14 protein-coding genes are annotated in these 12,887 nt (G+C 69.9%); 7 read left to right on the forward strand and 7 right to left on the reverse strand.

Translation table 11 applies throughout. The features are described from left to right. Position 1 precedes the first annotated feature (1 nt). The 5 genes from sppA to H149_RS0102805 all read right to left on the reverse strand — a co-directional run bounded on the left by sppA (position 2) and on the right by H149_RS0102805 (position 5,221). Positions 2-1,894, reverse strand: coding sequence for a signal peptide peptidase SppA (gene sppA / locus H149_RS0102785; protein ID WP_039747825.1), 1,893 nt, complete (start codon positions 1,892-1,894; stop codon positions 2-4). A gap of 22 nt (positions 1,895-1,916) precedes the next feature. Beyond that, positions 1,917-3,038: a beta-ketoacyl-ACP synthase III gene (locus H149_RS0102790; protein WP_020648211.1), complete on the reverse strand. Its 1,122-nt coding sequence runs from the start codon at positions 3,036-3,038 to the stop codon at positions 1,917-1,919. Between the two features lie 37 nt (positions 3,039-3,075). Continuing rightward, the gene (locus H149_RS0102795; RefSeq protein WP_020648212.1) at positions 3,076-4,485 is read right to left on the reverse strand and encodes an alpha/beta hydrolase family protein; all 1,410 of its coding nucleotides are present in this window, start codon (positions 4,483-4,485) and stop codon (positions 3,076-3,078) included. A 117-nt stretch (positions 4,486-4,602) separates the two neighbouring features. Further along, the gene (locus H149_RS0102800) at positions 4,603-4,896 is read right to left on the reverse strand and encodes a hypothetical protein (protein WP_020648213.1); all 294 of its coding nucleotides are present in this window, start codon (positions 4,894-4,896) and stop codon (positions 4,603-4,605) included. Positions 4,897-4,909: 13 nt separating this feature from the next. Then, complete coding sequence (locus H149_RS0102805) at positions 4,910-5,221, reverse strand: hypothetical protein (protein ID WP_020648214.1); 312 nt, start codon at positions 5,219-5,221, stop codon at positions 4,910-4,912. A gap of 47 nt (positions 5,222-5,268) precedes the next feature. On the opposite strand from H149_RS0102805, the gene H149_RS0102810 reads away from it, so the two are divergent. Both H149_RS0102810 and H149_RS0102815 read left to right on the forward strand, forming a co-directional pair. Then, on the forward strand, positions 5,269-5,778 hold the full coding sequence (locus H149_RS0102810; RefSeq protein ID WP_020648215.1) for a YqiA/YcfP family alpha/beta fold hydrolase: 510 nt from the start codon (positions 5,269-5,271) through the stop codon (positions 5,776-5,778). After that, positions 5,775-6,194, forward strand: coding sequence for a DUF3293 domain-containing protein (locus H149_RS0102815; protein WP_020648216.1), 420 nt, complete (start codon positions 5,775-5,777; stop codon positions 6,192-6,194). The genes H149_RS0102810 and H149_RS0102815 overlap by 4 nt, the downstream gene beginning before the upstream one ends. Positions 6,195-6,425: 231 nt before the next feature. Here the strand turns inward: H149_RS0102815 and H149_RS0102820 are convergent, their stop codons facing one another. Both H149_RS0102820 and H149_RS0102825 read right to left on the reverse strand, forming a co-directional pair. Beyond that, a complete protein-coding gene (locus H149_RS0102820; protein WP_020648217.1) occupies positions 6,426-6,740 on the reverse strand; it encodes an Rdx family protein in 315 nt (104 codons plus the stop codon). Continuing rightward, a complete protein-coding gene (locus H149_RS0102825; RefSeq protein WP_020648218.1) occupies positions 6,710-7,201 on the reverse strand; it encodes an acyl-CoA thioesterase in 492 nt (163 codons plus the stop codon). Before H149_RS0102825 ends, H149_RS0102820 begins: the two co-directional genes overlap by 31 nt. Positions 7,202-7,296: 95 nt before the next feature. On the opposite strand from H149_RS0102825, the gene H149_RS0102830 reads away from it, so the two are divergent. From H149_RS0102830 to H149_RS0102850, 5 genes are all read left to right on the forward strand, one after another. Next, positions 7,297-7,755, forward strand: a complete 459-nt coding sequence (locus tag H149_RS0102830; RefSeq protein ID WP_026352787.1) for an SUF system Fe-S cluster assembly regulator — start codon at positions 7,297-7,299, stop codon at positions 7,753-7,755. 29 nt (positions 7,756-7,784) lie between these two features. Further along, positions 7,785-9,266, forward strand: a complete 1,482-nt coding sequence (sufB, locus tag H149_RS0102835) for a Fe-S cluster assembly protein SufB (RefSeq protein WP_026352788.1) — start codon at positions 7,785-7,787, stop codon at positions 9,264-9,266. Between the two features lie 201 nt (positions 9,267-9,467). Further along, positions 9,468-10,223 carry a Fe-S cluster assembly ATPase SufC gene (gene sufC / locus H149_RS0102840; protein WP_020648221.1) on the forward strand — a complete coding sequence of 252 codons (756 nt, stop codon included), beginning with the start codon at positions 9,468-9,470 and terminating at the stop codon, positions 10,221-10,223. After that, positions 10,223-11,524: a SufB/SufD family protein gene (locus H149_RS19480; RefSeq protein ID WP_020648222.1), complete on the forward strand. Its 1,302-nt coding sequence runs from the start codon at positions 10,223-10,225 to the stop codon at positions 11,522-11,524. The genes sufC and H149_RS19480 overlap by 1 nt, the downstream gene beginning before the upstream one ends. Beyond that, a complete protein-coding gene (locus H149_RS0102850) occupies positions 11,521-12,744 on the forward strand; it encodes a cysteine desulfurase (protein WP_020648223.1) in 1,224 nt (407 codons plus the stop codon). The genes H149_RS19480 and H149_RS0102850 overlap by 4 nt, the downstream gene beginning before the upstream one ends. Positions 12,745-12,887: the final 143 nt, after the last annotated feature.

Genomic DNA, 12,887 nt, shown 5'->3' on the forward strand with positions numbered 1-12,887 from the left:
CTCAGCGGCTGTGGCCACCCTGCTGCGGCGTGCAGAAGCACTGCGCGTACATGCCGCGCGGATCGTTGAAGCCGGACAGCCAGCGCTCGATATCAGTCTGCGCGCTGAGCGTCTGCAGCCAGCCGCGCATGCCCGCCGGCATCCAGGCGAGCTGCGCGCGGCCGTAGAAGCGCGACAGGAAGTCGAGCGCAAACTCGCGCTTCGGCGCCATCTCCAGCAGCTCGTAGTCGCCGTCCTCGATGCCGGCGAGCTTGGCCGCGGCGTCGGCAGCCTGCTGCAGACCGCCGATGTCGTCGACCAGGCCCAGGGCCTTGGCGTGCGCTCCGCTCCAGACACGGCCGCGGGCGATCTCGTTGACCTTCTCGACCGGGATGTCGCGGGCCTTCGACACGCCGCCGATGAAGTCGCGGTAGCCCTTGTCGATCTGCGCCTGGATGATGCGGCCGAGTTCGGCCGACAGCGGCCGGTCGATGCGTAGCGTGCCGGCCAGCGGCGTGGTGCCGACGCCGTCGGTGTGGATGCCGAGCTTGGCGAGCCCGCGGTCGATCGTCGGGATCATGCCGAAGATGCCGATCGAGCCGGTGACCGTCGAGTCGTGCGCGTAGATCTGGTCGGCGTCCATCGCCACCCAGTAGCCGCCGCTGGCGGCGACCGTCGACATCGACGCGACCACCGGCTTGCCGTCGGCCTTCAGCGCCTGCACCTCGCGACGGATCTGCTCGGAGGCCCAGACGCTGCCGCCCGGCGAGTTGACGCGCAGCACGACGGCCGAGATGTCGTCGTCGCGGCGCGCCTGATCGAGCAGGTCGGAAATGGTGTCGCCGCCGGCCTGGCCGACCTGACCGGTGCCGTCGACGATCTCGCCCTGCACCGCGACCAGTGCGATCGTGTGCGCGTCGTGGGCCTTGCCGCCCTTGAGCGTGCCCTCGCGCTCGACCGCCGACAGGTAGTCGAGATAGTAGATCTGCCGGAAGCTGCCGAGCTCGTCATCGAAACCGACGATCGCGCCCATGCGCTTGCGGAACTCGGCCTGCGTCTCGACGCTGCTCACCAGGCCGCTGGCCTTGGCGTAGGCGGCCGGATCGCCGCCGTGCGCCTCGAGCCCCGCGGCGAAGCGGCGCACGTAGTCGTCGACCGCCGTCGCCGGCAGCTTGCGGCCTTCGGCCACGCCCTTGCCGTAGTCCTTCCACAGATCGCCGAGCCAGTCGAGGCTGGCGGCGCGCGCATCCGGCGACATGTCGTTGCGCGTGAACGGCTCGACCGCCGACTTGTACTCGCCGACGCGGAACACGTGCACGTCGACGCCGAGCTTGTCGAGGCCGTCCTTGAAGTAATTGTTGTAGCTGCTGAAGCCCTCGATCGACAGGCTGCCCATCGGGTCCATCACCACCTCGTCGGCCTGCGCCGCGGCGTAGTAATAAGCCTGCTCGTAGGACGGGCTCCAGGCGATGATCTTCTTGCCGGTGGCGCGGAAGTCCCGCATGGCCGCCGCCAGCTCCTCGAGCTGCGGCAGGCCGGCGTCGGCCAGACCGTCGAGCTTGAGCACCGCGAACGGAATGCGCGGATCGTCCTTGGCGGTTTCGAGGGCGTCGATCAGATCGCGCAGCGAGGACTGCGACGGCAGCTGGCCGTTGAGATTCTCGAGCAGGCGCTGGCTCGGATCCTCGTCGATCTGCTCGACCAGCACGCCGCTCGGCGCGAGCACCAGCGGCGTGTTGTGCTCGATGCGCAGGCCGCCGTGGCCGTTGCGCAGCAGCAACCAGATCGCTGCCAGCGAGCCGAGCACGAACACGATGGTGATCAGCTTGAGCAAGCCGCTGACCAGCATCCACAGGAAATGGAACAGACGGCCGAGTACCGAACGTCCGCGCACGGGGGAGTGGCTGTCGCTCATCGGCAAAGATCCTTTCGCGTGCTCAGACGCGCTTCATGATCACGGAACCGGCCGAGTAGCCGGCACCGAACGCGCACAGCACGACGATGTCGCCGGGCACGAGATCGTCGTGATACTTGTGGAACGCGATCACCGAGCCCGCCGAGCTGGTGTTGGCGTATTCGTCGAGAATCACCGGCGCTTCCTCGATCGACGGGTCGCGGCCCAGCACCTTGCGCGCGATCAGCTCGTTCATGTTGAGGTTGGCCTGGTGCAGGAAGAAGCGCTTGACCTGGTCGGGCTCGACGCCGAGCGCGCCGAGATGCGCGCCGAGCAGCTCCGACACCATCGGCACCACTTCCTTGAAGACCTTGCGGCCTTCCTGGCGGAACAGCACGTCGTCCCACGGCCGCGGCGGCACCTCGCACTCGTTGAGGAAGCCGAAGTTGTTGCGGATGTTGCTCGAGAACTGCGTCGCCAGCTTGGTGCCGAGCACCTCGAAGCGGGTCTTCGACACGGCGCCTTCGAGCGGCTCGACCAGCACCGCGGTGGCGGCGTCGCCGAAGATGAAATGACAGTCGCGGCTGCGCCAGTTCAGATGGCCGCTGCAGACCTCGGGATTGATGACCAGCACCGCGCGCGCGCTGCCCTGACGCACCGCGTCGACCGCTGCCTGGATGCCGAACGCCGCCGAAGCGCAGGCCACGTTCATGTCGTAGGCGAAGCCCTGGATGCCGAGCAGCGCCTGGATCTCGACCGACAGCGCCGGATAGGCGCGCGGCGGATTCGAGCACGCGACGATCACGAAATCGACGTCGGCCGCCGTGCGGCCGGCGCGCTCCAGCGCCTGGCGGGCCGCGGCGATGCCCATGTCGGCGAGCAGCGAGGGCTCGTCGTTGCTGCGCGTCGGCAGCCGCGGCCGCATGATGTCGATATTGAGCACGCCGGTCTTGTCGAGCACGTAGCGCGACTTGATGCCCGAGGCCTTGACGATGAATTCGCTGCTCGACGGCTGCAGCGGCGCGGTGGTGCCGGCGGCGATCGCCTCGGCATGCTCGGCGTTGTAGCGCTCGACGTAGGCGTTGTAGCAGGCCACCAGCTCGTCGTTGGAGATCGACTGCGCAGGCGTGAAGAGTCCGGTGCCGGTAATCGCGGCTTTGATCATGGCTTCAGGATGAGGGGTCCGTGGGATGGCGCCGATTCTACTCCACGCTCCAGCCGGCCCTGGCGATCGCCAGGTTCAGGGTGTCGCGGACCTCGTGCTCTTGACGGATCGACAGGTGCGAGCCCTGGTACCACTGCACCGGCACGTTCCAGTGGCGGCCGAGTTCGAGCGGATGGCGCGGCACGACGATGCGATCGCCGGTCGCGGCGACCACGAACAGCCGCTCGCGGGAGAGCAGCGGCGCGCGCGACAGCGGCGACACCGGCTGCAGGACGCTGCGGTAGCGGGCTTCGTCGAGGCCGTGCTCGGCGTAGTAGGCGCGATGCGCCGGCGGCGCCACGCTCCACAACGCGAACGCCAGATCGATCACCGGAATCGCGGCGACCGCGAAGTCGAGCTCGGCGTCGTAGCCGGACAGCAGCGCCGCGTTATAGCCGCCGAGCGACACGCCGAGCACGCCGACGCGCGCGCCGGGCTCGTTGGCGCGCAGCCAGGCCAGCGTGCGGCGCAGATCCCACAGCGCCTGTGACTCGGCGTAGACCAGGTCCGACAGATCGCCGTCGAGATAGAGGTCGCCGGAACGCAGGCCGGCGCGGCGCGGGCCGTGCAGCGGCAGCACCGGCTGGATGATGTTCAAGCCGAGCTTGTGATGCAGCCAGCCGGGCGAGAACAGGCTCAGGTCCATCCATGGCGACCCCATGCGATAACCGTGGATGCACATCAGCCACGGCCGCGGCTTGCCCGGATGGCGCAGCAGGCGCACGTGGCACTCGGCGTTGTTGGCGTGGCTCTTCCAGATCACCGCGTTCGGCAGCTCGCTGGGCGGCGCGTAGCCGCTGTCGAAGCGCAGCACCTCGTAGTCGTGGCCGAAGATGCGGCCGCGGTCGATGTAAGTCTCCTCCGGCGCCGGCGGGGCCGGATGCATGGCCTGCGGATCGCGATCCCAGCCGTGCTGGCGGATCGCGTCCTCCATGCGCAGCGAATCCTCGCAGGTGCGCGAGGCCTCCTGCCCGCTCGGAATGCGCGAGGCACCGACGAAGTAGCCGAGCACGGCCTCGTCGATCGCGACCTTGAAGTCCATGCGCGTGGAGATTTCCGGCGGCGTCGCGCCGAGATACAGCGGCGCGCGGCGCAGCGCCGCGCGGCCGGACGCCAGGAAGCTGGCGAACGACAGCAGGCCGGTGAAGAACGCCGTACCGAAATCGGCGACCCACCACGCCGGCAGCGTGAACAGCAGGCCGAACACGGCGCCGATCGACATCAGGCTGATCGTGCGCGGATCGCCCGGCGTCAGCAGCAGGCCGATGCCCGACGCCAGCAGCAGCGCGCCGGGCACGATCGCCCAGAACAGCCAGGCGCCGCCATCGTGTGCGAGCAGCCAGTACAGGCCGGCGACGATCGGCACCCAGCTCAGCACTTCCCACTGCTTGGGCTTGGGATATTCCATCCTTTCCTCTTCTTCGGTTGGCGCTTGGAGCCGAACGGGACGCGCCGCAGCGCGGCCGGCCTCAGTGTAGGCGGGCCGGCGGCGGCTTTTCGAGCGCCGCCGCGGCCCCGGCAGCGTTCAGGTGAGAAGGCGCGACAGCCACCAGATGCTGCCGGCCAGCGCCAGCAGCTGCGCGCCCTGCGCCGGCCAGCGCCAGGCCCGCTGCCGGTGCTGGCCCCAGAACGCGAACGCGGCGACCAGCGTCAGCACCAGGAAGCTCAGCGTCATCTGCGTGACCAGCCGCCACTCGGCACGCAGCCGCGGCTCGACGTCCAGGTTGAACGCATACATGATCCAGACCGCGCCGAGCGTGACCGCGAAGGTCGCCGCCAGCGCCAGCATCACGGCATTGAAGATGTTGAGGGCCTTCATCCTCGGGCGTCTTTCATCCTCGGGCGTCTTTCGGTTTGCGCCGGCGCGCCGGCAGCGTCAGCAGCGGAAACAGCTCGCGGGCGATGCGCGGCTGCTTCATCGCGGTGCGGATCATCAGGCTGACGAAGCCGCGCAGGATGCGGTCGCGATTGGCGATCACGCTGCCGACCATCGGTACGCGACGGTTATTGATGACGGTGACGTGATCCTCCGGCGCCGCGCCGAAGTTGAAGCGCACCGTCAGCTGCACGTCGAGCGGCTCGGCCGCACGACGCCGCCGGCGCTGCGTGCCTGCCTCCGCCTCTGCCTGCCCTTTGCGTATCATCCGTCGCGCTTCTCCAGACTTCGTCCCACCGGCGTGACCGACCTTCGATGACCGAGAACCTGATCGTCTTCGCCCACGGCAAGGAAAGCGGCCCCTGGGGCACCAAGATCACGCATCTGGCGCAGACGGCGCAACGCCGCGGCTTCGCCGTCATCAGCCCGGATTATAGTCACACGCACGATCCGCAGGCCCGCATCGCGCAGCTGCTCGCGCTGCGGCCGACGGCGCGGCGGCTGGTGCTGGCCGGCTCGAGCATGGGCGGCTACGTCTCGGCGATGGCCTGCGCCGCGCTGCAGCCGCAGGCCCTGTTCCTGATGGCGCCGGCGCTCTACTTCCCGTATCCCGGCTGGGACGGCGAGCCGCAAGGCATTCCGCCGCGCTGCAGCGTCGTGCATGGCTGGCACGACGACATCGTGCCGCTGGCGCAGGCGCAGCGCTTCGCGCAGCAGCATCGCGCCGCGCTGCACGTGCTCGATACCGGGCACACCCTGAACGACCAGCTGCCGATGCTCGACCTGCTGCTCGACCGCCTGCTCGCCGAAGTGCTCGCGGCATGAGCCGCGACGCCGCACTGGCTGCGGCGTACGCGAACGCGCGCTACGAAATCGATCTCGGCACGCAGCGCATCGTGCGCCGCATCGGCCGCCGCGACGCCGGCGCCGACGCCGCGCTGCGCACCGCCGGCTGCCGCCGGCACTGGTTCATCGTCACGCCCTGCAATCCGGATTCGCGGCGGCTGACGGACGCCGACAACGCAGCGCGGCTGGCGCGCTTCGCGGCAGACCTCGCCGCACACCGCTGGGATACGCGGCCGAGCCTCGGTCGCGCCGACGACGGCTGCTGGCCGGAGGCCGGCGCCTGCGTGTTCGACGCCGAGCCGCCCGCGGTCCTGGCGCTGGCGCGCGCTTACGGCCAGGCCGCGTTCGTGCAGGGCCGTCTCGGCGCGGCGCCGACGCTGGTCTGGACGCGCTGAACGAAACGCCGGCGCCGCGCGAGCGCAGCGCCGGCACGGACGCAGCCCGCGTGCGCGTCGGCCTTCGTGATCGTGCCGCGGGGACGCCGGGCGCGACTGCCGGCACTGCCAAAAGATGCGCCGCCCCTGCGGTCCGGCCGGGATCGGCGCGGCGACCGCGCCGCGTCCGCGCTGCGCCGCCAGCAGGACCGACGGCGACGCGCGCGTCGCGCCGGGCTCGCCGCGGGCGCTTCAGTCCGCCTTACGGTCGCTGTGGCCGAGATCGCGCTGCGGCGCGATGCGGTCGCGGATCGCCTGCTTGAGCAGCGGCAGATCCGGAAAGCCGCGATCGCGCGCGCGGTCGGCGAGCAGCTCGCCGTCGAGCCGCACGCGGAACGCGCCGCCGCTGCCCGGCTGCAGCGCGACCTCGCCGAGCTCGTCCTGGAAGGTCGTCAGCAATTCCTGCGCGACCCAGGCGGCGCGCAGCAGCCAGCGGCACTGCGTGCAGTATTCGATCTCGATGCGCGGCCGGGCGCTCACGCGGCGCCCTCGCCGCGCCGCGGCCATGGCTGATAGGCGTGGAATTCCGGCGGCATGCGCCGCGGCCGGCCGCTCTTCATGTCGACGCAGACCCAGTGCGTCTGGCCGCGCAGCACGGTCTTGCGGTCGCTGGCGCGCACGATCTGGTAGCGCCGCCACATGCTGAGGCGGAAGTCGTTCTCGTGCACCCAGGTCGCCAGCCACAGCTGATCGCCGGCGAAGGTCGGCGCCAGATAGTCCAGCTCGTGGCGGCGCGCCACGCAGCCGGCGCCGAGCGCGCCGTAGGCGGCGAAGTCCAGGCCCAGGCTCACCGAATGCCCCCAGGCGACCTGCTCCAGCCAGGACAGATAGACGACGTTGTTGGTATGGCCGAAGGCGTCGAGGTGCTCGGCACCGACGAGCACGGTCTGCGTGTACGGACGTTCGACATCCCACACGGTATCGAGGGCCGGATCGGCGGTCGGGCCCGGCGGATCTGCGTGATTCATGCCCGGGAGATTAGCGGATCGACCGTGCGCCGGCATTGCGGCGGCGGCCTTCCGTTCGTACAATTTCAATCCGTACTGATTTGGTCTTGATTGTCGTGTTGAAGCTCAGCCGCCTTGCCGACTACGCCACCGTCCTGATGACGGCGGTCGCGCGCGCGCCGCAGCGGACGCACACCGGCCAGGAGCTCGCGGAACGCACCCGCATCCCGCTGCCGACGGTCGCCAAGCTGCTCAAAGTGCTCGCCAGGGGCGGACTGCTCGAATCGCTGCGCGGCGCCCACGGCGGCTACCGGCTCGGCCGCGCCGCCGAACAGATCTCGGTCGCCGACATCATCGGCGCGCTCGAAGGGCCGATCGCGGTGACCGCCTGCGCCGGCCACGGCGGCGAACCCTGCAGCATCGAGACGGACTGTGCGACACGCGCCAACTGGCGCCTCATCAATTCGGCGATCCATCAGGCCCTCGCCGCGGTGACGCTGGCGCAGATGGCGCAGGGCGGCGGCGCCGCGCCCCGCACGACGCCACCCCAGGAATTCCCGCTGATCCGGGCCTGACCGGATCCGCCCCAATGGATAGCGACCTCATGGCAGCCAATCCCTCCGACATCCCGGTCCCCGCCGAGGGGATCGAAGCGCTGGTCCAGAACCGCAAGTACGCGGCCGGCTTCGTCACCGACATCGAGTCCGAACGCATCGCGCCGGGCCTCAACGAAGACGTCGTGCGCCTGATCTCGGCGAAGAAGCAGGAACCCGAGTGGCTGCTCGAGTTCCGCCTCAAGGCCTTCCGCCGCTGGCAGTCGATGCGCGAGCCGCACTGGGCGCACGTCGAGCACCCGCGCATCGACTTCCAGGCGATCACCTACTGGTCGGCGCCGAAGTCGATGGCCAACCAGCCGAAATCGCTCGACGAGGTCGACCCGAAGCTGCTCGAGACCTACAAGAAGCTCGGCATCCCGCTCAAGGAGCAGGAAATACTCGCCGGCGTGCAGAACGTCGCCGTCGACGTCGTGTTCGACTCGGTCTCGGTCGCCACCACCTTCAAGCAGAAGCTCGCCGAAGCCGGCGTGATCTTCTGCCCGATCTCCGAAGCCGTGCGCGAGCATCCGGAGCTGGTGAAGAAGTACCTCGGCAGTGTCGTGCCGTTCGGCGACAACTACTACGCGGCGCTGAACTCGGCGGTGTTCTCCGACGGCTCGTTCGTGTTCGTGCCCAAGGGCGTGCGCTGCCCGATGGAGCTGTCGACCTACTTCCGCATCAACGAGCGCAACACCGGCCAGTTCGAGCGCACGCTGATCATCTGCGAGGACGACGCCCAGGTCTCCTACCTCGAAGGCTGCACCGCGCCGCAGCGCGACGAGAACCAGCTGCACGCGGCGGTCGTCGAACTGGTCGCGCTCGATCGCGCCGAGATCAAGTATTCGACCGTGCAGAACTGGTACCCGGGCGACGAGAACGGCGTCGGCGGCATCTACAACTTCGTCACCAAGCGTGGCGACTGCCGCGGCCGCGCCAGCAAGATTTCGTGGACGCAGGTCGAGACCGGCTCGGCGATCACCTGGAAGTACCCGAGCTGCATCCTGCGCGGCGACGACTCGGTCGGCGAGTTCTACTCGGTGGCGCTGACCCATCACCGCCAGCAGGCCGACACCGGCACCAAGATGATCCACGTCGGCCGCAACACCAGGTCGACGATCGTCTCCAAGGGCATTTCCGCCGGCCGCGGCCAGCAGGCCTACCGCGGCCTGGTGCGCGTGCTCGAGAAGGCCGAAGGCGCGCGCAACCACACTCGGTGCGACTCGCTGCTGATCGGCGACCAGTGCGGTGCCCACACCTTCCCGTACACCGAAGTCCGCAACCCGACGGCGATCGTCGAGCACGAGGCGACGACCTCGAAGATCGCCGACGACCAGCTGTTCTACTGCCGCGCGCGCGGCATCGGCGAGGAAGACGCCGTGTCGATGATCGTCAACGGCTTCTGCAAGGACGTCTTCAAGGAACTGCCGATGGAGTTCGCGGTGGAAGCGCAGAAGCTGCTGCAGGTTTCGCTGGAAGGCGCGGTGGGGTGAGCCCGCTTGCCCAAGCGGCGAACGCCCGGCCACGGAGCGTTGGCAATGGCGAGGAGCGACCCGATGTCGCGCCGAGCGGAGCCAGCGCCGGGCCGGGGCCGGATCAGGAACCGAAGTCGCGCCATGGACGGCCTGCCGGCGCGAAAACAGACAACGCGAAAGGCGGGTTGCCCCCGCTCTACGCCTGAGTTGGAACGAGAGATGAGCCAGTTACTGCAAATCGAAAATCTGCACGCCGAAGTCGCCGGCAAGGAAATCCTCAAGGGCCTGGACCTGGTGGTGAACGCCGGCGAAGTGCACGCGATCATGGGCCCGAACGGCGCCGGCAAGTCGACGCTGTCGAAGGTGCTGGCCGGTGCCGAGGACTACGTCGTCACCGCCGGCACGATCCGCTACCAGGGCCGCGACCTCGCCGAACTGTCGGCCGAGCAGCGCGCCGCGCACGGCATCTTCATGGGCTTCCAGTATCCGGTCGAGATTCCCGGCGTCAGCAACATGATGTTCCTCAAGGCGGCGCTCAACGCGCAGCGCAAGGAACGCGGCGAGCCCGAGCTCGATGCCGGCGACTTCCTGGCCTGGGTCCGCCACCGCGTCAAGCAGATGAAGATGGACCCGGCGATGCTCTCGCGCGGCGTCAACCAGGGCTTCTCCGGCGGCGAGAAGAAGCGCAACGAGATCCTGCAGATGCTGGTGCTCGAACCGCGGCTGATGGTGCTCGACGAAACCGACTCCGGCCTCGACATCGACGCGCTGAAGATCGTCGCCGACGGCATCAACGCGATGCGCTCGCCCGAGCGCGCGACCATCCTCGTCACGCACTACCAGCGTCTGCTCGACCACGTGCAGCCGGACGCCGTGCACGTGCTCGCCGCCGGCCGCATCGTCAAGAGCGGCGGCCCGGATCTCGCGCGCGAGCTCGAGGAAAAGGGCTACGGCTGGCTGCAGCAGGCGGCGTGATGACGATCCACGCATCCTACGGCGAAGCCTTCGAACGCTTTGCGGCGGCGCTGCCAGCCGCGGAACGCGCCGCCCGCGCCGCCGCCTTCGACACCTTCGCGCAGCGCGGCCTGCCGGACGACGGCATCGAGCGCTGGCACTACACCAATCTGCAGCCGTTCGCGGCGCAGCCCGTGCAGCTCGCGCCGGCCGCGGCCGGCACGCCGGATCTTTCGGCCTGGCGGCTCGAGGACTGCGACGAGCACGTCTGGATCAACGGCCGCGCGCTGAACGCGGCCGCCGCGCCGGCGCCGCTGCCGAGCCTCGATGCGCATGCCGGCCTCGCCGGCCTGCACCGCGCCTTCGCGACGCCGGGCCTGCAGCTGACGGTGCCGCGCGACGTGCGCCTCGATCGTCCGCTGCACGTGCTGAGCGTGTCGGACGCCCGCGAGGCCGGCGAGATGTTCCACCTCGCCCACCGCATCCGCCTCGAACGCGGCGCGCAGGCCCTGCTCATCGTCCAGAACCTCGGCCTGCCGGGCGCCACGCGCTTCTCGACGCAGAGCCTGTCGATCGAACTCGCCGAAGGCGCGCAGCTGACGCTGGTGCGCGTGCAGGACGAAGCCCGCGGCACGACGCACTGGCTGCAGACCACGGCCGAAGTCGGCCACGACGCGCGGCTCGACGTCGTCAACGTCGACCTCCCCTATGACGAAAGCGGGGATCCGATCCCCGGCGAAGCCACGGCCGCCAAGGCGAGCGGCGGCACGCTGATCCGCAGCGACTGGCGCGTCAAGCTCGCTGCGCCGGGCGCGCATGCCGAACTGTCCGGTCTGTTCGGCGCCGACGGCCGCGTGCACCTCGACAACCAGTACGAGATCGACCACGCCGCGCCGCACGGCACCAGCCGCCAGTGGTTCCGCGGCCTCGGCTTCGGCCCGAGCCGGGCGATCCTCAACGGCCGCGTCGTCGTGCAGCGCGGCGCGCAGAAGACCGATTCCGAACAGCGCATCGCCAACCTGATGCTGGCCAAGGGCGCCGAGATCGACGCCAAGCCGGAACTGGAGATCTACGCCGACGACGTCAAGTGCGCGCACGGCGCCAGCTGCGGCCAGCTCGACGACGCGGCGGTGTTCTACCTGCGCTCGCGCGGCGTGCCGGAAGCGCAGGCCCGCGCGCTGCTGATCTACAGCTTCATCAACGACGTACTGGCGCGCGTGCCGCACGTGGCGCTGCGCCTGCGCCTCGCGCGCCGCATCACGGCGCGGCTCGGCGCCGGCCTCGACCTTTCCGAAGCGACGCTGAGCGGAGCCGCCGCATGAGCGCCGCCGCCCCGCTGCCGCTGGATCTCGACGCGATCCGCGCGCAATTCCCGATCCTCACGCAGAAGGCGCGCGGCAAGCGCCTCGCCTACCTCGACAACGCGGCGACGACGCAGAAGCCGGAGGTGATGCTGCAGGCGATCGACCACTACTACCGCACCTCGAACGCCAACGTGCACCGCGCCGTGCACGAGCTCGCCGAGCGCGCGACCACCGCCTACGAAGGCGCGCGCGACCGCATCGCGGCGTTCCTCAACGCGCCGCGCGAGCAGATCGTCTTCACGCGCGGCACCACCGAGAGCATCAATCTGGTCGCGCGCAGCTACCTGCAGCCGCGCGTGCAGCCCGGCGACGAAGTGCTGCTGACCGGCATGGAGCACCACTCGGACATCGTGCCCTGGCAGCTCGCCGGCGCGAAGACCGTCGCCGCGCCGGTCGACGACCGCGGCGCGCTGATCTTCGAGGAATGGCTGCGGCTGTTCACGCCGCGGACCCGGCTGGTCGCCGTCGCGCAGATCTCGAACACGCTCGGCACCATCAACCCGATCGCCGACATCGTGCGCGAGGCGCATGCCCGCGGCGTGCCGGTGCTGGTCGACGGCGCCCAGGGCATCGCCCACCTGCCGACCGACGTGCGCGCGCTCGACGTCGACTTCTACGCGTTCTCGGCGCACAAGCTCTACGGTCCGACCGGCTTCGGCGCGCTGTACGCCAAGCGCGAGCATCTCGAAGCGATGGACCCGTGGCAGGGCGGCGGCGACATGATCCGCACCGTCGCCTTCAGCGGCAGCACCTGGAACGAGGTGCCGTACAAGTTCGAGGCCGGCACGCCGGACATGGCCGGCGCGGTCGGCTGCGCGGCGGCGATCGAGTGGCTGGACGCGCTCGGCGTCGCGCGCGTCGCCGCGCACGAGCACGCGCTGCTCGAATACGGCACGCAGCGCCTGCAGGAAGTGCCGGGCCTGCGCCTGATCGGCACCGCGCCGCAGAAGGCGGGCATCCTGTCGTTCGTGATGGACGGCGCGCACCCGCAGGACATCGGCACCATCCTCGATCTGGAAGGCGTGGCGATCCGCACCGGCCACCACTGCACGATGCCGTTGATGGAGCGCTTCGGCGTGCCGGCGACGGCGCGCGCCTCGCTCGCCGTCTACAACGGCACGGACGACATCGACCAGCTCTACGCCGCGCTGATGAAGGTGCACAAGCTGTTCTCGTGACGACGCGCCGACCGGCGCCGGCGCCCACACGCGCCGGCCGCCGGATCGGCACGCCGCGCCGTGCACGAGCGCACCGCTGACCAAGATCAAGATGCGGCGCGGCCCGCGACGCTAGGCTTGGCGCACGCTGTCCCCTTTCCGTG

Source organism: Solimonas variicoloris DSM 15731 (assembly GCF_000382285.1).
Classification (GTDB): Bacteria; Pseudomonadota; Gammaproteobacteria; order Nevskiales; family Nevskiaceae; genus Solimonas; species Solimonas variicoloris.

Excerpts from the sequence above, each read along its gene's own strand:
- sppA (WP_039747825.1), bottom strand. The coding sequence starts at position 1,894 with ATGAGCGACAGCCACTCCCCCGTGCGCGGACGTTCGGTACTCGGCCGT.
- H149_RS0102790 (WP_020648211.1), bottom strand. The coding sequence starts at position 3,038 with ATGATCAAAGCCGCGATTACCGGCACCGGACTCTTCACGCCTGCGCAG.
- H149_RS0102795 (WP_020648212.1), bottom strand. The coding sequence starts at position 4,485 with ATGGAATATCCCAAGCCCAAGCAGTGGGAAGTGCTGAGCTGGGTGCCG.
- H149_RS0102800 (WP_020648213.1), bottom strand. The coding sequence starts at position 4,896 with ATGAAGGCCCTCAACATCTTCAATGCCGTGATGCTGGCGCTGGCGGCG.
- H149_RS0102805 (WP_020648214.1), bottom strand. The coding sequence starts at position 5,221 with ATGATACGCAAAGGGCAGGCAGAGGCGGAGGCAGGCACGCAGCGCCGG.
- H149_RS0102810 (WP_020648215.1), top strand. The coding sequence starts at position 5,269 with ATGACCGAGAACCTGATCGTCTTCGCCCACGGCAAGGAAAGCGGCCCC.
- H149_RS0102815 (WP_020648216.1), top strand. The coding sequence starts at position 5,775 with ATGAGCCGCGACGCCGCACTGGCTGCGGCGTACGCGAACGCGCGCTAC.
- H149_RS0102820 (WP_020648217.1), bottom strand. The coding sequence starts at position 6,740 with ATGGCCGCGGCGCGGCGAGGGCGCCGCGTGAGCGCCCGGCCGCGCATC.
- H149_RS0102825 (WP_020648218.1), bottom strand. The coding sequence starts at position 7,201 with ATGAATCACGCAGATCCGCCGGGCCCGACCGCCGATCCGGCCCTCGAT.
- sufB (WP_026352788.1), top strand. The coding sequence starts at position 7,785 with ATGGCAGCCAATCCCTCCGACATCCCGGTCCCCGCCGAGGGGATCGAA.
- sufC (WP_020648221.1), top strand. The coding sequence starts at position 9,468 with ATGAGCCAGTTACTGCAAATCGAAAATCTGCACGCCGAAGTCGCCGGC.
- H149_RS19480 (WP_020648222.1), top strand. The coding sequence starts at position 10,223 with ATGACGATCCACGCATCCTACGGCGAAGCCTTCGAACGCTTTGCGGCG.
- H149_RS0102850 (WP_020648223.1), top strand. The coding sequence starts at position 11,521 with ATGAGCGCCGCCGCCCCGCTGCCGCTGGATCTCGACGCGATCCGCGCG.